General features: G+C 72.6%; 18 protein-coding genes. 3 read left to right on the top strand and 15 right to left on the bottom strand.

Annotated features, from left to right (window positions below; translation table 11 throughout):
- Nucleotides 1-101 precede the first annotated feature (101 nt).
- The 6 genes from WBA97_RS10120 to WBA97_RS10095 all read right to left on the bottom strand — a co-directional run bounded on the left by WBA97_RS10120 (nt 102) and on the right by WBA97_RS10095 (nt 6,120).
- On the bottom strand, nt 102-356 hold the full coding sequence (locus WBA97_RS10120) for a hypothetical protein (protein WP_424230479.1): 255 nt from the start codon (nt 354-356) through the stop codon (nt 102-104).
- A complete protein-coding gene (locus tag WBA97_RS10115; protein ID WP_424230478.1) occupies nt 356-793 on the bottom strand; it encodes a hypothetical protein in 438 nt (145 codons plus the stop codon). Before WBA97_RS10115 ends, WBA97_RS10120 begins: the two co-directional genes overlap by 1 nt.
- A gap of 18 nt (nt 794-811) precedes the next feature.
- A complete protein-coding gene (locus tag WBA97_RS10110; protein WP_424230477.1) occupies nt 812-1,984 on the bottom strand; it encodes a hypothetical protein in 1,173 nt (390 codons plus the stop codon).
- Nucleotides 1,985-2,018: 34 nt separating this feature from the next.
- Nucleotides 2,019-2,960: a hypothetical protein gene (locus tag WBA97_RS10105; protein WP_424230476.1), complete on the bottom strand. Its 942-nt coding sequence runs from the start codon at nt 2,958-2,960 to the stop codon at nt 2,019-2,021.
- 288 nt (nt 2,961-3,248) lie between these two features.
- Nucleotides 3,249-4,352 (bottom strand): AI-2E family transporter, encoded by a 1,104-nt coding sequence (locus WBA97_RS10100; RefSeq protein ID WP_424230475.1) that lies wholly within the window; start codon nt 4,350-4,352, stop codon nt 3,249-3,251.
- Nucleotides 4,353-4,449: 97 nt separating this feature from the next.
- Nucleotides 4,450-6,120, bottom strand: coding sequence for a DEAD/DEAH box helicase (locus tag WBA97_RS10095; protein ID WP_424230474.1), 1,671 nt, complete (start codon nt 6,118-6,120; stop codon nt 4,450-4,452).
- Nucleotides 6,121-6,216: 96 nt separating this feature from the next.
- Between WBA97_RS10095 and WBA97_RS10090 the strand changes: the two genes are divergently transcribed.
- The gene (locus tag WBA97_RS10090; protein ID WP_424230473.1) at nt 6,217-7,167 is read left to right on the top strand and encodes a hypothetical protein; all 951 of its coding nucleotides are present in this window, start codon (nt 6,217-6,219) and stop codon (nt 7,165-7,167) included.
- Between the two features lie 83 nt (nt 7,168-7,250).
- Here the strand turns inward: WBA97_RS10090 and WBA97_RS10085 are convergent, their stop codons facing one another.
- The 9 genes from WBA97_RS10085 to WBA97_RS10045 all read right to left on the bottom strand — a co-directional run bounded on the left by WBA97_RS10085 (nt 7,251) and on the right by WBA97_RS10045 (nt 16,696).
- A complete protein-coding gene (locus tag WBA97_RS10085) occupies nt 7,251-7,550 on the bottom strand; it encodes a DUF1540 domain-containing protein (RefSeq protein ID WP_424230472.1) in 300 nt (99 codons plus the stop codon).
- Between the two features lie 285 nt (nt 7,551-7,835).
- A complete protein-coding gene (locus WBA97_RS10080) occupies nt 7,836-9,833 on the bottom strand; it encodes an acyl-CoA dehydrogenase family protein (RefSeq protein WP_424230471.1) in 1,998 nt (665 codons plus the stop codon).
- Nucleotides 9,826-10,539 carry a hypothetical protein gene (locus WBA97_RS10075; protein WP_424230470.1) on the bottom strand — a complete coding sequence of 238 codons (714 nt, stop codon included), beginning with the start codon at nt 10,537-10,539 and terminating at the stop codon, nt 9,826-9,828. Before WBA97_RS10075 ends, WBA97_RS10080 begins: the two co-directional genes overlap by 8 nt.
- The gene (locus WBA97_RS10070) at nt 10,536-11,261 is read right to left on the bottom strand and encodes a CoA-transferase (RefSeq protein ID WP_424230469.1); all 726 of its coding nucleotides are present in this window, start codon (nt 11,259-11,261) and stop codon (nt 10,536-10,538) included. The genes WBA97_RS10075 and WBA97_RS10070 overlap by 4 nt, the downstream gene beginning before the upstream one ends.
- Complete coding sequence (locus WBA97_RS10065; RefSeq protein ID WP_424230468.1) at nt 11,258-12,694, bottom strand: 3-hydroxyacyl-CoA dehydrogenase NAD-binding domain-containing protein; 1,437 nt, start codon at nt 12,692-12,694, stop codon at nt 11,258-11,260. Before WBA97_RS10065 ends, WBA97_RS10070 begins: the two co-directional genes overlap by 4 nt.
- Nucleotides 12,694-13,890 (bottom strand): thiolase family protein, encoded by a 1,197-nt coding sequence (locus tag WBA97_RS10060; RefSeq protein WP_424230467.1) that lies wholly within the window; start codon nt 13,888-13,890, stop codon nt 12,694-12,696. Before WBA97_RS10060 ends, WBA97_RS10065 begins: the two co-directional genes overlap by 1 nt.
- On the bottom strand, nt 13,862-15,196 hold the full coding sequence (locus WBA97_RS10055; protein WP_424230466.1) for a phenylacetate--CoA ligase family protein: 1,335 nt from the start codon (nt 15,194-15,196) through the stop codon (nt 13,862-13,864). Before WBA97_RS10055 ends, WBA97_RS10060 begins: the two co-directional genes overlap by 29 nt.
- A 1-nt stretch (nt 15,197) precedes the next feature.
- A complete protein-coding gene (locus WBA97_RS10050) occupies nt 15,198-15,542 on the bottom strand; it encodes a Rossmann fold domain-containing protein (protein WP_424230465.1) in 345 nt (114 codons plus the stop codon).
- A complete protein-coding gene (locus tag WBA97_RS10045; RefSeq protein WP_424230464.1) occupies nt 15,539-16,696 on the bottom strand; it encodes an acyl-CoA dehydrogenase family protein in 1,158 nt (385 codons plus the stop codon). Before WBA97_RS10045 ends, WBA97_RS10050 begins: the two co-directional genes overlap by 4 nt.
- Nucleotides 16,697-16,782: 86 nt before the next feature.
- On the opposite strand from WBA97_RS10045, the gene WBA97_RS10040 reads away from it, so the two are divergent.
- Together WBA97_RS10040 and WBA97_RS10035 are read left to right on the top strand one after the other, a co-directional pair.
- Nucleotides 16,783-17,550: an enoyl-CoA hydratase-related protein gene (locus tag WBA97_RS10040; protein WP_424230463.1), complete on the top strand. Its 768-nt coding sequence runs from the start codon at nt 16,783-16,785 to the stop codon at nt 17,548-17,550.
- 10 nt (nt 17,551-17,560) lie between these two features.
- On the top strand, nt 17,561-17,954 hold a 394-nt coding region (locus WBA97_RS10035; RefSeq protein WP_424230462.1), incomplete at its 3' end, for a hypothetical protein.

Genomic DNA, 17,954 nt, shown 5'->3' with positions numbered 1-17,954 from the left:
GGCGACGGCACGCCCGACCGCGGCGGCGAACCCCGCCGCGACCGCGCCGGACGCCGAGCCGGCGGCCATCCGCAGCCGGCAGGGCACGTGCACCGTCACCGTCACACCAAACCCTCCAGGTGCTCGGCGAGCCTGCCGAGCGTCAGGTCGACCACCGTGTCCCGGTCCACCTCGGCCGCCGTGCCGACGACCTCGATCTCGACCGGGAAGTGGTACTGGATCACCGTGCGTTCCTCGTCGACGGCCTCGTCGGCCTCCGCCGCGCTCCCCGCGCCAGCGACCACCCACTCGCCCTCGTGCACCAGCGCGAGGCCGGTCCGCCCGATGCGGCTGACCCGGCCGCGGTCGGGGCTCATCAGGGCACCGAGGAGGCTTCGCCGGTCTTCGGGTCGACCTCGGCGGACAGGCTGAAGCCGCTGAACGTCGCCGTCGGCGCGCCGGTCACGGTGGCCGTGGACGGCGACGCGCTGGTGATCAGGCAGTTCTGCAGCACGAACGACGAGAACGTCCAGTCGTCGCCGACCTGTTCGAGCATCGAGATGTCGAACGTCGTGCCGTCGAGCGCGAGCTTGGTGAGCCTGCCGACGACGTCGCCGATGGCCTTGACGGTCATCGAGAAGTTGATCGTCGGCGGCGAGAAGATCGCGCCGATGTGGCTGGCCTCCACCGAGTGCAGCGGCTCCACGTTCATCGAGAACGACGGCGTGAACGTGTCGATCGGGGTGATCGTCACGGTGGCGTCGCCCGCGGTCAGTGTGACCGCGAGCCGCGTACGCCATTCCGGGCTGGACATGTGCTCGACCTCCTCCGGTCAGAACTTGGCCACGAGGCTGACGAGCAACCTGCTCACCGCCGGGCCGTAGGTGATCGTCACGATCAGGTCGACCGTCCTGGTCTCCCGTGCGGTGGTGACGATCGCGTTGTCGGTCGCGGACCTGGCGGCCTCCGGCGTGCGCAGGATGTCCAGCACGGGGATGTCGACCTGGTAGGCGTCGATCACCTGCTGGCGCAGCAGCGGGCCGAGGATGCCGTCCACCCTCACCTTGAGCTGGGTCATGCCCGGCTTGGTGATCCGGCCGTCGCCGATCAGGCCGATCAGCCCGGCCCGCAGGTTGAACTCGATCTGGTCCAGCGTGCGCACGAGGTCGACGTGCAGCAGGCTCGCGTCGGTGGTGAACAGCCTGCCGTCCGCGAAGTGCAGGCTCTCGCCGGTGATCAGCGCCGGGTCGATGATCGGCAGCACGTCGGCCTCGGAGAGGCCGCGGATCTCGCCGGGGCTGTACTGCAGCTGCACCGGCATGGACACGCCCCGCAGCTTCTTCAACACGATGCTGTGGTGCACGGGAAGCCCGGCCACGGCGGCCATCGCGGCGGTCGCGACGTCCCCGGTCGCACCACGCGCGGCGATCATGGCCATGCGGCTGGTGGAGCTCTTCAGCGAGTCGACCGCGGCCGTCACGTCGGTGACGTAGGTCGCGCTCTTCGCGGTGGCCGGGTCGACCATGGCGAACCCGATCCGCCGCTGCCCCGCCGCCGACATCGACTCGACGTGCGCCTTCAACGCGTGCAGGCCGGTCGGCGGATTGCCGCCGCCGGCGGCGGCGCCGACGGTCACCTCGTTCGCGAGCGACACCATCGTCACGTCGTCGGCGGCCTCAAGGCCGCCGAGCGCCGCGGCGTAGTCGTCGCCGGAGACCTTGACGCCGTAGATCTTCGACGGCCGGGGGTCCTGCAGGAACGCCAGCTCGAGCGAGTCGTACAGCGCGGTGCGGGCGATGTTCCCGTTCTGGATGCGGGCGAAGTTCGTCACCGCCTGCTCGAGGGTGTCCACGGCGACCGGCGTGTTGGCGGCCGCCTCACCGCCCGCCACACCACTGGGTGTCCTGCCGACGACGGCGATCACCCCCGGCGACCGCTGCGCCCTCGGTGGGGGCGGCGGCACGATCGTCACTTCCACATACGGGAACGCTGCTGGGATTGTCACGAGTCCTCCCGTCCAGAATGGTTCGCTGTGGCGGTCATGGGACCGCCACCAGCCCGATGCCCTCGTTGGCAAGCCACTGGCCCGCCCTGGCGAACCGGGCCGCACGGCGCTGGGCCTCGGTGCCGCTGTCCCCGCCGGGCCACGCCTCGTCGTCGAACACCCCGGCGGGCACCAGCCAGACGACGACCACGGGATGCCGTACCCGCACCGTCGGCTCCGCGGGTGCGACGAGGCCGAGTTCCTCGGCCCGCGCACGGACGAGCCTGCTCTGCACCAGCGTGTCGGCGAGCGAGAAACCCTGGTCCCGCACCAGAACCGCGGCGGAGAACGGAAGGGGGCGCGCGACGGGTGGTGCGGCGGACGGTGGTGTGTAACGGATCCGCACGGCCGACGCGGCGACCTGCCCGGCGAAGCGGGTCACGAGGTCGCCGACGGACCCGGCGCCGACCCCGACGAGCAACCGGTCGAGGTGGTCGTCGGTGAAGGCGGCAGGCTGGTCGAGCCCGGCACGCAGCCGCGCGAGCACCCTGGTCCTGCGCTCGGTCTCGAGCTGAACAGGGTCGGCGGGCAGCCCACCAAGATCGGTCTCGATCTCCGGGTCGACGTCGAACCCGGGACGCGCCAGCTCGACGTGTTCGATCCGGTCGGTGGCCACGGTGGTGCGCACGACGAGCGCGCCGCGCCAGAGCGCGTCGACCCGCATCGGCTCGGCCGCGCCGAAACCGTGCAGGCGCAGCCGGACCTCGGTCCGGTCCCTGCCGCCCGCGCTCATCCACTCGCCGTCGGCCGTGGCCGACGGCGGCGCGGCGTAACCGATGCGGAGGTCGTCGAACACGGGGATGAACGGCGGCTCCACCACCATCACGTCGGTGTCGTACGCGGCCTCGACGAGATGTGCGGTCGACGCCGCGTCGAACAACGCGCCCCGGCTCGCCGGATCGGCCAGCCGCACGAGCACTCCGTCGACGAAGTCCATGCCCGCACCTCCCGTCCCCGAGAAGCACTCTGCGCCACACGACGGCGACGACGAAGGTCTGTACGGGCGCGCGAAAGGGCGGGAGAAACCGCGGCAAGTCTGTCCGGACGGGGCCTAACGACCATGCGGGACACGACGATGTGGCGGCCGCGAAATCCCGGCCCACCACCGGAAAAAGACCCGCCGACCTGGGATCTGGGACACCATATAGCACTGGCGTTGACAATGTGGTTTGGGCAGCTACCGACCGCGTTTCGGTCTGTACACAGTGGACGCCAGGACCGCGCTCTACCCTGGTTCGCCCGCGCCGCTTGGCTGTGCCTCGTCGTCGCGTTCCGGTTCACTGTCCCGGTCCCGCAACGTGAGGTACACCGATCGGACGGTGGTGAGCAGCGGCACCGAGAACAAGGCACCGACGATGCCCGCCAGCTCCACGCCGACGGCGACCGCGAGGATCACCGCGACCGGGTGCAGTTTCACCGACTTGCTCACCAGCAGCGGCGCGAAGACGTTGCCTTCCAGCTGCTGCACGAGCACGACGACGCCGGTCACGATCAACGCGATCAGCGGCCCCTTGCTCACGAGCGCGATGAGCACGGCGACCAGGCCGGTGGCGAACGCGCCGACGATCGGCACGAACGCGCCGACGTAGACCAGCGCGGCCAGCGGCAGCACCAGCGGCACGCCGGTGATCCACAACCCGAGCCCGATCCCGACCGCGTCGATCAACGCGACCACCATGGTGACCCGGACGTAGGCGGTGAGGTCGGCGAACGCGCGGATACCGGCCCGGTGGACCACGTCGCGGTGCCGCTCCGGCAGCGGGCTGGTGAGCCCCCGCCACATCCGGTCACCGCCGTGGAGGAAGAAGACCAGCAGGAACACCACGAGCACGGCCCCCGCGAGCAGGACACCGGCGGTCGACAGCACACCGAACGCGCCGGAGGCGAGCGCGGAACGGTTGTTGGAGAACCAGGTCTGGCCCTGGGCGAGCATCGAGTCGAGCTGATCGCCGGTGAGCCCGAGTGGACCCTCGGTGAGCCAGCTCCGCAGCTGCCGGTAGCTCTCGTTCAGCTGCTCGCCGAGGTCGGGCAGCCCGGCGACGAGCGTGGCGATCACGAACCAGACGAGCCCGCCGCCGATGCCGATGCCGAGCAGCAGGACGATCACACTGGCGAGCCACTTCGGCACCCGGTGCCGCACCAGCAGCGAGACACCCGGGGAGAGCAGAGCGGCGACCATCAGCGCGACGGCCACCGGCGCCACCACGATCATCAGGCGGGCGACGACCTGGCCGAGCAACCACAGCGCGGCCGCGATGATCAGCAGGTACAGGCAGGGAACCGCGACTTTGCGCAAGGCGTCGCCCGACCGAGGGCTTTCGGTGCTCACCGCACAGAAGGTAGCCGTTTCGCGGCGGTTCAAACCACTCAGAGGGCGCGCGAATAGGGTCGGTGGATGCCATGCCCTATTCGCGCGCCCTCTATGCCTACCGGCGCTGGTACCGCTCCCTGCGCACGGTGGCCCGCCGTCCCTTGATCGTGCTCCCGCGCAGCGCCGCGATCACCTCGTCCGCGGCCACCTCCGGCACCTCGACGAGCGAGAACCGGTCGGCGATCTCGATGGACCCGATGTCCCGCCCCTTGAGGCGGGACTCGCCCGCGATCGCGCCGACCAGGTCCTGCGGCCGCACGCCCGCCGCTCGGCCCGCGCCGACGAACAGCCGTGCCATGCCCTGACCGTCACCTCGCCGCCGGTCCCGGCCACCGGTCCGGCCGCCGGCGTCCCGGCCGCCCTCGCGTGGCGACAACGGCGCGGCCTCGGGGATCTCCTCCTCGTCCGCGGCGGCGCCGCTCGCCTCGTGCGCCATCTTGACGGCGGCGAGCGCCACCTCCACGATGTCGAACTCCTCGGCGAGCTGCTCGATCACCGGGCGGAAGCGGTCGAGGTCGTCCTCGAGGAGGCTTTCCCGCAGTCCGGCCCTGGTCAGCTCGAGCCGCTGCGCACGAAGGTCGGCGACGCTGGGCAGCTTCTCGATGGCGATCCGCTGCCCGGTGACCCGCTGGATGGTCTTCAGCATCCGGTGCTCCCTCGGGTCCGCGAGGGTGATCGCCACGCCCTCGCGGCCCGCCCGGCCCACCCGGCCGATGCGGTGCACGTAGGTGTCGGGCGCGCTCGGCACGTCGTAGTTGACCACGTGGGTGAGCTGGTCGATGTCCAGGCCGCGCGCGGCAACGTCGGTCGCCACCACGAGGTCCGCGGTCCCGGCACGCAGCCTGCCGACCACCCGGTCGCGCTGCCCCTGGTCGATGCCGCCGTGCAGCGCCTCCGCGCGGTAGCCGCGGCCGTTGAGGGTCTCGGAGAGCTGGTCGACCGACTCGCGCGTCCGGCAGAAGACGACGGCGGCCGTCGGCGCGTGGACGTCGAGCACCCGGCCGAGCGCGGCGGGCTTGTGCCCGCGCGGGACCACGTACGCGACCTGCCGGACCAGCGCGGTCTCGTCGCCGGTCGTGGCCCCCTTGCCCAGCTCGACGCGGACCGGGTCACGCAGGTGCCGCTTGATCATCCCGTTGACGCGATGCGGCATGGTGGCGGAGAACAGCAGGATCTGCCGCTCTTCCGGCACGTCCTGCAGGATCGACTCGATGTCCTCCGCGAAGCCCATGTCGAGCATCTCGTCGGCCTCGTCGAGCACCACCATCTCGAGCGCGGTCATCGCCAGCGTGCCGCGGGCGATGTGGTCCAGCGCGCGGCCGGGGGTCGCCACGACCACGTCGACGCCGCGGTCCAGCTCCCGCAGCTGCCGGACGATCGGCTGGCCGCCGTACACCGGCAGGACCCGCGCGCCGAGGTCGCGCCCGTAGCGGTGCATGGCCTCGCAGACCTGCACCGCGAGCTCCCGCGTCGGCACCAGCACCAGTGCCGCGGGCTCTCCTGTCCTGCGCGGCAGCCCGATCCGGTGCAGGACGGGCAGCGCGAACGCGGCCGTCTTGCCGGTGCCGGTCGCGGCCTGCCCGACGAGGTCCCGGCCGGCCAGCACCTCCGGGATCGCCGCGCGCTGGATGGGCGTCGGTTCCTCGTAGCCGAGCCCGGACAGGGCGGTCAGCAGCTCCGGTCGCAACGCCAGCTCGGCGAAGCCTGCGGCGTTCGCGGTCGTCATGAGATCTCCTCCGGTCTAGAACACAGAGCGTAACTCCCGGGAACGAGACGGACGCGGCCGCAGTCGAAGGCGGCAACAACGAGGCGGGAGGCCCTGGTGACGTACCCTCAGCAGCCCTATGGCGGGCAGGAACCGTATCCGGGATACGGCGGCCCCTACGGTGGGGGCTACGGCGCGCCGCCACCCCCACCACCGAAGAAGAACACGGCCGCCATCGTGTCCGTGGTCGCGGTGGTCGTGGTGCTCCTCGCCGGTCTCGGCATCACCGGGTTCGTCGCACCGGGGTTCTTCCGCAGCGATGACGACGGCACGCCAGTCGGCAGCCCGACCACGACGACCACCACGTCGTCCGAACCCGACGGCGACGGCGCCGAGACCGTCCTGGCCGCGGTGGCCGACGGCCTGGATGCCCAGGAGACGAGCGCCCTTGATGACCTCGCCTGCGCGGACGCGAAAGCCAACGTGTCCGAGGCCATCGAGGACGCCAGGAACGTCACCGGGGCCGAGCTGGTGGACACCGAGGAGGTCGCCGACGACGAGGTCATGGGCACCGTCGAGGTATCGGTGGATGACGAGAAGGGCGAGTTCGAGGTCACGGTCACCCGCGTCGACGACGAGTGGTGCTGGCAGGACATCCAGGCGGCAGGCGGGCCCGCGACGAGCGAGCCGGTGGAACCGTCGTCGGTGCCGTCCGGCCCTGGCGGCGGTGAACCCACCGCGGGCGGTCAGCCGGTGCCCTCGGCGGCCCTGGCGGTGATGCAGGCCTTCCTCGACGCGGTCAACGGCGGCGACGCGGACATCGCGAAGGGGGCCCTCTGCGCGGACGCCATCAGCACTGCGGCGGACGTCGACGAACTGGTCGGCTACGACCCGGACCTGGCGATCGACCCGACGATGGACGGCAACGCCTCCGGCGCCGAGTCCGTCCAGCTGTACCTGCGCGGCACCGCGAAGGACCAGGAGCTCGATGGCTACTCGACGAACCTGTGGGTCACCAGCTACGACGGCCCCTGGTGCGTCCACGCGTTCCGCGCGGTCGTCATCTGACCGACGTGACACCGATGCCCTGAAGGGCACCCTCGGGACGGTGAACGTCCCGAGGGCACCTTCAGGGCATCGCGGTGGTGGTGCTAGCGGGGGCTGTAGGTGAGGCAGTTCGCGGCGTGGTCGCCCTGGCCGGGGCCGACGCGCACCGCGGACGCCGTGCACTCCAGCATCACGTTGTGTGTGCAGTCGGACCGCGTGCAGGCGCCGACCTGGGACGAGATCCTCGGCAGGCCGCCCTTGGCGGTCAGCGGGATGAACGTGCCGCAGTCGGCCGCACCGTTCGAGCCGCTCACCGTGATCGCGAAAGCGTGACATCCGTGGTCGTTGTACGAACACGCGCTGACCGTGCACTCACTGACGGCCGGCATTTCCGTGGTGGTCATGTCGTACTCCTCTGGCAACAGTTCGGCGTATCGAACAATGCCACCACCGATATGACCCCGCAACACGAGAGGTAAGGACATCCTTACCTTATCTAGCAGCGGAAACAGTTTTCGAATTCGACCGCGAAATCGTCATGAACGATTTCGCGAAGCCGCGATCGCCGACACGACAATGGGTTTCTCCGCCGAGGATGCCGGTGCCAACGACTCGAAATCGAGCACCGCGCCGAATCCGCCATCGGCCGCCGGGCGCGGGTTCTTCCATGAGCACGAAGGACATCGCGGTCACATCCCGTCCGGGCGGGTGGTGACCGCGGTCCACAGGGCTTCCTCGGTGCTGGTGAGGTCGTACAGGCGGACGGCCCACGTGCGGGCCGGGCCGGTTTCGTCCCGCAACGCCCAGAGCAGGGTCGTGTAGCGGTGGAGCGAGTGCTCGTGGGTGATGCCCATGGCGCCGTGCAGCTGGTGGGCGAGCCTGGCGACCGAGGTGACGACCGGGTCGAGCAGCACGGCGGCCGCGGCGACCCTGGCGGGCTCGAGACCGAGGGCGGCCGACGCGGCGACCTCCAGGAGCACCCGCGCGCACTCCATCTCGGCGAGCCGGTGCGCGACGGCCTGCATGCGCACGAGCGGGCGGTCGAACTGGACGCGCGTGGTGACGTACTCCCTGGTCAGGCGGCACACGCCCTCGACGGCGCCGAGCGCGGCGTGCACCAGGAGCACGGTGAGCCGGTCCGCCGAGCCGGGGACGACGGCCGCGGCCACGTCGGCGCATTCGACGCGCAGGCGCGGCCGCCCGGCGATGTCCCGCCACGGCCGCGTGGTCACGCCGTCGGCGGACAGGTCGACGCGGGCGGCGGTGCCATGGCCGAGCAGCAGCAGGGAGCCGGACGACTCTGGCCACGCCACGTCGGCCGTTGCCGTGATCCGGCCGTCCTCGACGACGAGGTCGTCGGCCACCGCCGCGATGTCGGCAGCACCTGCCTGCCCGAGCGCCACCTCGGCGAGCGGGAGCGGGAGCGCGTGCCTGCCGGTGGCGCGGACCAGGGCGGCGAGGTCGGCGAACGTCCCGCCGGAGCCGCCGTGCTCCTCGTCGACACCCACCGTCGTCCAGCCAAGCTCGACCGCGGTGGCCCACGGGTCCGGCGCAGAGGCCAGCACGTCGTCCGCCATCCGGCCGACGTCGTCGACATCGGGGGCCGGGGCCTGACGGGACACGATCGTCAGCAGCATCTCGTCGGTGCCGCCGCGGATGGAGAAGCCCGGCGCGGCCAGCTGCGCCTGCGCGAGCAGACCCGCGAGCCCGTCCCCGTCGAGCACCGGCACGACCTCACTCGCCGCGCGGACCACGTCGACGACCTCGCGTTCGAACGTCGTGCCGAGGTACTTCAGCACCGCGGCCTCCCCGGCGGGCGCCCGGCCGGCGTCCATCGACTCCGCCACCCGGCAAGCCAGCTCCCGCAACACCATCAGCCGTGCCGCGAGCGTGCCGACCGCCGCGTGGCCGGACCCGTCGAGCGGGCGGCGGGTCAGCGCGGCCAGCAGCGGGTAGGTCGACAGCACCCGCTCCATCCCGCCACGCTCGAACGAGAGCTGCTCGGTGACCTGGCGCCACCCCGTGCCCACCTCGCCGATGACCCGGTCCGCCGCCACGGCCACGTCGTCGAGGACGACCTCGTTGAAGTGGTGCTCGCCGGACAGGTCGAGGATCGGCCGGACCGTCACCCCCTGCGCGGCCATGTCCACGACGAACTCCGTCAGTCCATCGTGTTTGCCGCCGCTGTCGTCGGTACGGGCGAGGACGTAGGCGTGGGTGGCGCGGTGCGCGTAGGTGGTCCAGATCTTGCTGCCGGTGATCCGCCACCCGGCGCCGTCCCGCACCGCCTTCGTCCGGACCGACGCGAGGTCCGACCCGGACTCGGTCTCGCTCATGCCGAGGCAGAACGTCACCTCGCCCCCGGCGATGCCGGGCAGGATCGCGGCCCGCAGCTCCTCGCTGCCGTTGCGGAGGATGGCAGGGCCGATCTGCCGGTCGGCGATCCAGTGCGCGGCGACCGGCGCACCCGCCCGCAGCAGCTCCTCGGTCACCACCAGGCGCGCCAGGTTGGACCGGCCGCCACCGTAGGGCGCGGGCCACGTGATCCCGATCAGCCCACGCCGTGCCAGCTCGCGGGTGAAGCCGGGGTCGTGACCACGCATCCACCCGTCGCAACGCGGCGCGAAGTCCCGGTCCGTGACCAGTTCGCGGACCTCGCGGCGCAACTCGTCGGTTTCGTCACCCATCAACGGCCTCCCGAGCCACCAGATACCCACGCTCCGCCGCCTCGGTGAGCACCTCGGCGGCCACCGCCAGCTCCCGTGCCGACGGCGTTTCCTCCGGCACGGCACCGGAGGGGTCGACCCCCAGCTGCCGCAACCGGTCCGCCAGCACGTCACCGTTCTTCGTCAGCAACCTCGGCTCGTCGCCGAGGCGCACCGTGCCCCACCGGGTACGCAGCCGCACCGGGCCACCTGGCGCGGCCGTCACGTGCTCGACCCGCTCGACCAGCCTGCCGGGGTCGGTGCCGCCGTACAGCAGGAGGAGGTCACGGGCGGCGCCTGCCGCGTCCGCGGCGCCACCGCCGCCGGGCATCCGCACGCGCGGCGCCCGGTAGTCACCGATCGCCGTCGAGTTCACCCGGCCCGCGAGGTCGACGTTCGCCGCGTCGAGGACCACGAGGTCCGCGCGCCGCACCACCGTGCCGAGCACGTCGCCCCGCCACACGACCGCGTCGCCGAACGCCACGAAGTCGGTCGTCGAGCTCGGCAGCTCGGCGGCCGGTCCCTCGGTCGCGAACCCGGCCTCGAACAGCTGCCGGAACGTCGGGGCGCCACCGTCGAGCCGCGCGGCCACCTGACCGGCGAGCACCGGCCAGTGGAACCCGGTGAACACCCAGCCGCGGAACTCCCGTGCCGCCCCCGCGAGGAAGGCGACGGTCTCCTGGTTCACGGGGTCCTCCCGGTGTACGCCGCGATGTCCCTCGGGTAGCGGCCCGGCACGCCGTCGGGCGCTGCCGCGCCGGGTGAGACCACGACCGTGTCGACGAACAGGCCCGGCAGGTCGGCACGCACACCGGCGGGCAGGCCCAGTTCCTCCGCGACCACGACGACCCGGCTCGCGGCCTGCGCCGCCGCCACCGCCTCGCCGGGCGGGGCGCTGAACACGCTGTTGCCGTCGGGGTCGGCGCGGTCCACGTGCACGAACGCGACGTCCACCGGCAGCGCCCTGACCACGGTCGTGTCACCGAAGGGCGAGGTCACGGTCGCCAGCATGCCGCCGGACCAGTCGTCGGTCAGGTAGCCGGTGCCGGGGTGCACGCGTACCGGCGCGAACGGCAGGCCCTGTGCGGCGGCCGCGAGTGCCGCGGCCAGGACGCCCATGGGCAGCTCGTGCCAGCGGATGTCCGCGCCGTCCTGCCAGGCCCGGCGGAAGTGCCGGGTGGGTGCGGGGCCGATCGCGTTCCAGCAGTGCGTGAACGTCACCTCCGCGACCACGCCGGCGCCGATCAGCCGGTCGAGCAGCAGCCCACCGGACGCGAGCACGACGTGCAGGTCCCGGATGTCCTGCCGCACCAGCTCCTCCCCCACCGCGAACAGCTGGGTGCCGAAGTTGCCGAGCCAGATGGTGTCGCCGGGCCCGACGGTGGCGACCGCCTCGGCGAGCGTGGTCACCGGCGGCTCCCGGCGGCCTGCCGGACGAGGAGCTGCGCCGGCCGGTACCGAGGGTCGCCGAACCCGCCGAGCAGCCCACGCAGACCGGCCAGCACCTCGGCCGGCCCGGCCTGTGCCAGGAACTCCAGCGGCCCCACCGGGTGGTTCATGCCCAGCCGCAGCGCGAGGTCGACGTCGTCCGCTTCCGCCGTGCCCTCCTCGACCAGCGTGAGCGCCTCGTTGACCATCGTGTGCGCCAGCCGGTCCACGACGAGCCCCGGCAACGCGGGCACGGCCACCGAGGCGGCGCCCACCGCGTCGGCGGCGTCGTACGCCGGCGCGATCTTCGCGATCTCGTCGGCCACCACCTCGGCGAAGAACCCGTCGGCGGTCGCGTGCAGCCGCACCCAGCCCACGTCCGGTGGCAGCGCCTCGACCCAGCCACCCGAGGACGAGTCGACGACCACCCTGCCGTGCCTGGCGAGCGCGGTGACCACGGCGACGTCGTCGGCCGTGCACCCCGTGGTGCGGTAGACCACCACGTCCGCGTCGCCGTCGGTCGGCAGCGCGAGCTGTGCCGCGTCGGGGCCGGTGATCCGCACCCGGGCGGCCGTCGGTTCCGGCGCCCGCACCACGGCGGCCTGCGCGGCTTTCGGCTTGCCCTCGGCGTAGTCGTAGTAACCGCGCCCAGCCGCGCGGCCGGTCGTGCCAGCGCGCACGAGCTGCCTGGTGAGCGGGATCGGCCGGTAACGGGGGTCGCCGAACTCACGCAGCGCCGTCTCCGACGACCCGAGGTGGGTGTGCAGGCCGGTGAAGTCCAGCAGTTCCAACGGGCCCATGCGATGGCCGAGCGCACCGCGCACGGCGGCGTCGACCACCGGGGCCGCCACCCCCTGGGTCACGAGCAGCTGCGACTCGTAGTAGAGCGGGCGGCAGACGCGGTTGACGATGAAGTTCGGCGAGTCCGTGCACAGCACGGCCGTCTTGCCCAGTGTCGCGACCCATTCGCGGGCCTGTGCGACCACGTCCGGGTCGGTTCGCGCGCCTCGGATGATTTCCACGAGCCGCATCTTCGTCGGTGGGTTGAAGAAATGCATACCCACCACCCGCGCAGGGTCGCCGTAGGCCACGCCCAGCTCGCCGATGGACAGCGACGAGGTGTTCGAGGCGACGACCAGCTTGTCGTTGCCCGCGGCCCGTACCTGCGCCAGCAACGCCTGCTTGGCGTCCATGCGTTCCACGATCGCCTCGACGAACAGGTCCGCGTCGCGGACGGCCTCGGTGACGCTCGCGGCCGAGGTCACCTCGACCGGGCCTTCCTCCTGTATCCGGGCGTGGCCGATGGCGGTCGCCTCCGCGTCGGCGTCCACCACCGTCACCTCGGCCCCCGCCTCCGCGAAGACCCGCGCGATGCCCCGTCCCATCGGGCCGAGCCCGGCCACCACCACGCGCATCACGCCACCCGCTCGATCACCGCGGCGACACCCTGACCGCCGCCGACGCACAGGCTCGCGACCCCCAGCGCGGCGTCGCGGCGGGCCAATTCGTGCAGCAGCGCGACGACGAGGCGGCAGCCGCTCTGCCCGGTCGGGTGGCCGAGCGCGATGCCGCCGCCGTTGACGTTGACCCGGTCCTCATCGAGCTTCAGCTCGCGGGTGTTCTGCACGATCTGCGCGGCGAACGCCTCGTTGATCTCGACCAGATCGAGGTCCGATGTGGACAGTCCGGCACGGTCGAGCGCACGCGGGATCGCGGCGGTGGGCCCGATGCCCATGACGGTCGGGTCCACGCCCACCGCGCTGAACGAGCGCAGCCTGCCCTGCGGGACGAGGCCGTGCGCGGCGACGGCGTCGGCGCTGGCGAGCACCACGGCAGCGGCACCGTCGGCCATCTGGCTCGCGTTGCCCGCCGTCACGGTGCCACCGTCCGCGAAGGACGGCTTGAGGCGCGCCAGCCGCTCCGCCGTGGTGTCGGTGCGGAAACCCTCGTCGCAGTCGAGCACGTCGCCGTCGGCGAGCGGCACGTCGACGACCTGGCCCGCGAAGTACCCGTGCTCCCACGCGGCGGCGACCCGCTGGTGGCAGCGCAGCGCCCACGCGTCCTGGTCGGCGCGGGAGATCCCGTACCGCGTCGCGATGTTCTCCGCGGTCTGGCCCATGTTCAGCCCGCAAACCGGGTCGGTGCCGCCGTCGCGCCAGCCGTCGGCGAGCACGATGTCACCGCGCCGCACGCCGCCCCACCGCAGCGCGCCCGGCGCGAGGTAGGGCATGGTGCTCATCGACTCGGCGGCCACCGCGACCGCGATGTCGGCCTCGCCTGAGGTGATCGACTGCCACGCGAGCTGCACGGCCTTCAACCCGGACGCGCACGCCATGTTGATGGTCTGGGATGGCGCCCGCTCGGGGAACCCGGCACGCAGGGCGACCTGGCGGCCGGGGTTGGGGCCGTTGCCCGCCTGCCTGCAGTTGGCGAGCACCACCTCCTCCACCAGCTCCGGCCCGATCCCGGCACGCGCGACCGACTCGCGGGCGGCGAGCGTGGCCAGCTCGACCACGCTGGTGTCGCGCAGTGAGCCGCCGTAGCGCCCGTTGGGGGTGCGGACGGCGCCGAGCAACAGGACGTCACGGGACACGGTGTACCTCCGGCACATCAGGTTCTCCTGCGCGGACGACCCGCCGCGCCTTGTGGGTCGTGCGGGGCAACTCGCCCGGCGCGACGATGTCGATGACGGCCCGCACGGCGAGGTCCGCGCGGAGCGCGGCCGCGAGCCTGCCGCGCAGTTCGCCGCCCGCCACCGCCTCGACCTGCAACCGCAGCCCGGTCGGGTAACCGGTGGCGGGGTCGGCGAGCGCGGGGTCGATGACGATGCGGAACTCCGCGAGGTCGCCGACGACGCGGCGGACGACGTTCTCGACCGCCGAGGGGAACACGTTCACGCCACGCACGACGAGCATGTCGTCGGCGCGGCCACGCACCCCGCCGACGAGCCGCGCGTGTGTGCGGCCGCAGTCGCAGCGTGCGCGGTCGCGGACCACGACGTCCCCGGTCCACCAGCGCACCAGCGGGCAGGCCTGCTTGTCGAGGTGGGTGAGCACGAGGACACCCGGTTCGCCGTCGGGCACCGGCGTGCGGGTCACCGGGTCGACCACCTCGGCGTAGGCGAAGTCCTCGGCCAGGTGCCCACCCGCCTGCGCGGCGCACTCCCACGCCGTTGGCTGGAACTCCAGGCAGCCGTAGCCGTCGTAGCAGCGGGCACCCCACTCGCGTTCGATCAACGCCCGGGTGGCGGGGACCTGGCCGCCCGGCTCGCCGCCGACCATCACGTGTTCGACCGCCGAGTCGGCGAGGGACCAGCCGAGGTCGCGCGCACGGTCGGCGAGGTGCAGCAGGAACGACGGCGTGCCACCGACCGCGGTGGTGCCGTACCGGAAGATCGTCTCGAGCTGGCGTTCCGTGTCGCCGGAGCCAGCGGGGATGACGGTCGCGCCGAGCCGGGTGTAGCCCAGCGTGCCGCCGAGCCCGCCGACGAACCACGCGAAGGAGAACAGGCACTGGTAGACATCACCCGGCCGCACACCCTGGCTGTAGGCGGCACGGGCGTACAGATCGGCCCAGCGGTCGAGGTCCCGTCCGGTCCAGGCGACCGGGGTCGGCACCCCCGTGGTGCCGGACGAGAAGTGCAGGCGGGCGATGTCTTCCCGTGGCACGGCGAGGAAGTCGCCGTAGGGCGGGTGGTCGTCGATCGCCTGCTGGTAGCCGGCCTTGTCCGTGACCGGCAGGGCCGCGAGGTCGTCGAGGTCGCGCAGGTCCGCCGGGTGCCAGCCGAGGTCGTCCCACCGCCGTCGGTAGTGCCTGCTCGTCCCGTGGAGCCTCGTCAGCTGGGTGCGCAGCAGGTCGAGCTGGTGGTCGCGAATCCGTTCCGGTGACCAGGTTTCGCAGTCGTGCAGGGTCTCCACGTCAGACCGCCTCCAGGACGGCGCCTGTGCACATGGTGCCCGAGGGGCCGCCGAGGAACGCGACGAGGTCGTCGACGTCGGCCTCCGGGGTGGCGAGGATCGCGTTCACCCGCACGCCGTGTGCCGCGGCCTCGCGGGCAAGGCTGCGGCACAACGAGGTCAGCGCGCCGGTGAGCGCCGGACTGTCCACTGTGGTGCAGCGCAGGAGCACGCCGTCGCCCGGCGCCGCGGCGACCATGGCGTCCCTGGCCGCGACGAACGCGTCGCCGAGGTGTGCCGCGACCGCCCCGGACGCGGTCGCCGCAAGGCCACCCTCGCCGGCGACGTCGACGACCACCTGACTCACGCCGCCGCCTCGGCCGCGATCGCGCGGGACAGCACGAGCCGCTGGATCTCCGAGGAGCCCTCGTAGATCTCCAGCACGCGCTGGTCGCGGTAGAGCCGTTCGGCCGGGCAGGGCTTGCAGAAGCCGTCGCCGCCGTACACCTGGACGGCGAGGTCCACGGCCCGGTGCGCGACCTCGCTCGTGTAGAGCTTCGCCATCGCGCCGGGCATGGACACCGGCTGCCCTGCGTCGTAGGCCGCGGCGGCCTGGTAGGTCAGCATCCGCGCCGCGGACAGCTCGACCGCGAGGTCCGCGAGCCGGAACCCGATGCCCTGGTTCTCGATGACGGGCTTGCCGAACGTGTGCCTGCGGGTGGCCTCGGCCGCGGCGAGCCGGAACGCGGCGGCCGCGATGCCGAGTCCCTGCGCGGCAACGCTGACGCGCCCGAGGTCGAGCGTCTGCAGTGCGAGCTTCAGCCCCCGGTTCACCTGACCGAGGATGTCGACCGCCTCGACCCGCACGTTGTCCAGCTTGAGGTTGCTGGTCCGGGTGCCGCGGATGCCCATCTTGTCCTCGATGCGGTCGATCGTCACACCGGGCGCGTCGGCGGGCACGACGAACGCGGTGATGCCGCGGGCGCCAGCGGCGGGATCGGTCTTCGCGAACACCACGTAGCGGGTGGAGACGCTGCCGTTGCCGATGTAGATCTTCTCGCCGGAGAGCCGGTACCCGTCTCCTTCGGCCTCGGCGACGGTGCGGATCGCGGCCGCGTCACTGCCCGCGCCCTCCTCGGTGAGCGCGAAGCTGATCGCCTCGCCCGCACGCAACGGGCCGAGCAACTGCTGCTTCTGCTCGCCGGTGCCCGCCAGGCGGACCGGCACGGCACCCAGCGCGTGCGCGGCGAGGATCGCGCCGGTCGACGCGCACGCGGCGGAGACCTCCTCGACGATCGCGCTGATCGCCGTCATCGACAGGCCCGCGCCGCCGTACTCGGCGGGCACGAGCATGCCCGACAGCCCGGTCTCGACGAAGGTCGCGATGTGCTCGTCTGGGTAGCGCTGCTCGCGGTCGAGCTCCTCGGCCAGTGGCGCGAACCGCTCGGCGGCGGTCGTGCGGGCGAGGTCTCGCCAGCGCGTGGCATCGGAGTCGAGAGTCGGTTCCCAGAGCACCGTCATGACCGCGTCTCCTTGCCAAAATCAACGTCGACGTAGATGCTGACAAACGTACACACGGGAATCGCCAAGTCAAGGGGCCGCCGAGCATGGGCAAGGTCACCATCAGCGGAGATGACCCGGTCGCGGTCGTCACCATGGACTCGCCGGAGAACCGCAACGCGCTCTCGACCGACCTGCTGGCCGAGCTGGCCGACGCGCTCGACGCACTGGACGCCGACCCGGCCGTGCACGCGATCGTGCTGACCGGCGGGACCACGCTGTTCGCGTCCGGCGCGGACGTACGGCTGCTCCGGGACATCGCGCCGGTCGAGTACGCGGCATCCGCACGCGGGACGTGCTGGCGCCGGATCGGCGCACTGGACACCGTGCTCGTCGCGGCGGTCGCCGGGTTCGCCCTCGGCGGCGGCTGCGAGCTGGCGCTGGCGGCGGACCTCGTGGTGGCGGCCGACACCGCGGTGTTCGGGCAGCCGGAGGTGAAGCTGGGACTCGTGCCCGGTGCGGGCGGCACGCAGCGGTGGGCACGGGCCGCCGGGCGGTACGCCGCGGCCGGGGTGGTGCTGACCGGCCGGACGGTCGACGCGTTCGAGGCCCGTGACCTGGGGCTGGTGCACCGGATCGTGCCCGCCGAACGACTGGTGGCGGCCGCGGTCGCGGTGGCGGCGGAGATCGCGGCGCAGGGACCGCTCGCGGTGACCGCGGCGCGCGGTGCGCTGCGCAGGGCGGAGGAACTGCCGCTGTCGGCCGCGTTGGAGTACGAGCGTCAGCAGCTGTTGCTGATGCTGACGAGCACGGACCACGTGGAGGGGATCACGGCGCTGCTTGAGAAGCGGCCGCCGAGGTTCACCGGGCAGTGAGGGGTTGGTCATGACCATCGCGCGGATCTCCGCGTCCGGCAGGGAGCTGCGGGCGGCGGAACGTGACGACGGTGTCACCGCCGTCCTCGTCACGGCGGCCGGGCCGCGGTACTCGGACGAGGTCGCGGCGTTCGTGCGCCGCATGGCGTCGACGACGCTGCCGAGCGTGGCGGTCGTGAGTGGACAGTGCGACGCGAGCGCGCTGGCCGTGCTCGCGTCGGTGGGCCTGGGGTTCGTGGCCGACGACGTGGTGGTGTCGGTGGATGCCGGGACCGTCCTCGCGCTCGGCCTGACCTCGTCACTGCCCGCCGCGGTGGGTGGCGCCCCGGCGCGCGGGCTGCTGTTCGCCGAGTCGGTCGACGCCGCCGCGTTGCGGTCGTGCGGGCTCGCGCGGTCCGGGGATC

This window comes from Actinophytocola sp. (assembly GCF_049647105.1).
Classification (GTDB): domain Bacteria; phylum Actinomycetota; class Actinomycetes; order Mycobacteriales; family Pseudonocardiaceae; genus Actinophytocola.
The sequence above is the reverse complement of the archived record's forward strand: the minus strand, read 5'-3'. Positions and strand labels throughout refer to the sequence as shown.

Coding starts and splice junctions, on each gene's coding strand:
- WBA97_RS10115 (WP_424230478.1), bottom strand. CDS start 793: ATGTCCAGCCCGGAATGGCGTACGCGGCTCGCGGTCACACTGACCGCG.
- WBA97_RS10095 (WP_424230474.1), bottom strand. CDS start 6,120: ATGACGACCGCGAACGCCGCAGGCTTCGCCGAGCTGGCGTTGCGACCG.
- WBA97_RS10080 (WP_424230471.1), bottom strand. CDS start 9,833: ATGGGTGACGAAACCGACGAGTTGCGCCGCGAGGTCCGCGAACTGGTC.
- WBA97_RS10085 (WP_424230472.1), bottom strand. CDS start 7,550: ATGACCACCACGGAAATGCCGGCCGTCAGTGAGTGCACGGTCAGCGCG.
- WBA97_RS10105 (WP_424230476.1), bottom strand. CDS start 2,960: ATGGACTTCGTCGACGGAGTGCTCGTGCGGCTGGCCGATCCGGCGAGC.
- WBA97_RS10060 (WP_424230467.1), bottom strand. CDS start 13,890: ATGTGCCGGAGGTACACCGTGTCCCGTGACGTCCTGTTGCTCGGCGCC.
- WBA97_RS10120 (WP_424230479.1), bottom strand. CDS start 356: ATGAGCCCCGACCGCGGCCGGGTCAGCCGCATCGGGCGGACCGGCCTC.
- WBA97_RS10045 (WP_424230464.1), bottom strand. CDS start 16,696: ATGACGGTGCTCTGGGAACCGACTCTCGACTCCGATGCCACGCGCTGG.
- WBA97_RS10040 (WP_424230463.1), top strand. CDS start 16,783: ATGGGCAAGGTCACCATCAGCGGAGATGACCCGGTCGCGGTCGTCACC.
- WBA97_RS10065 (WP_424230468.1), bottom strand. CDS start 12,694: ATGCGCGTGGTGGTGGCCGGGCTCGGCCCGATGGGACGGGGCATCGCG.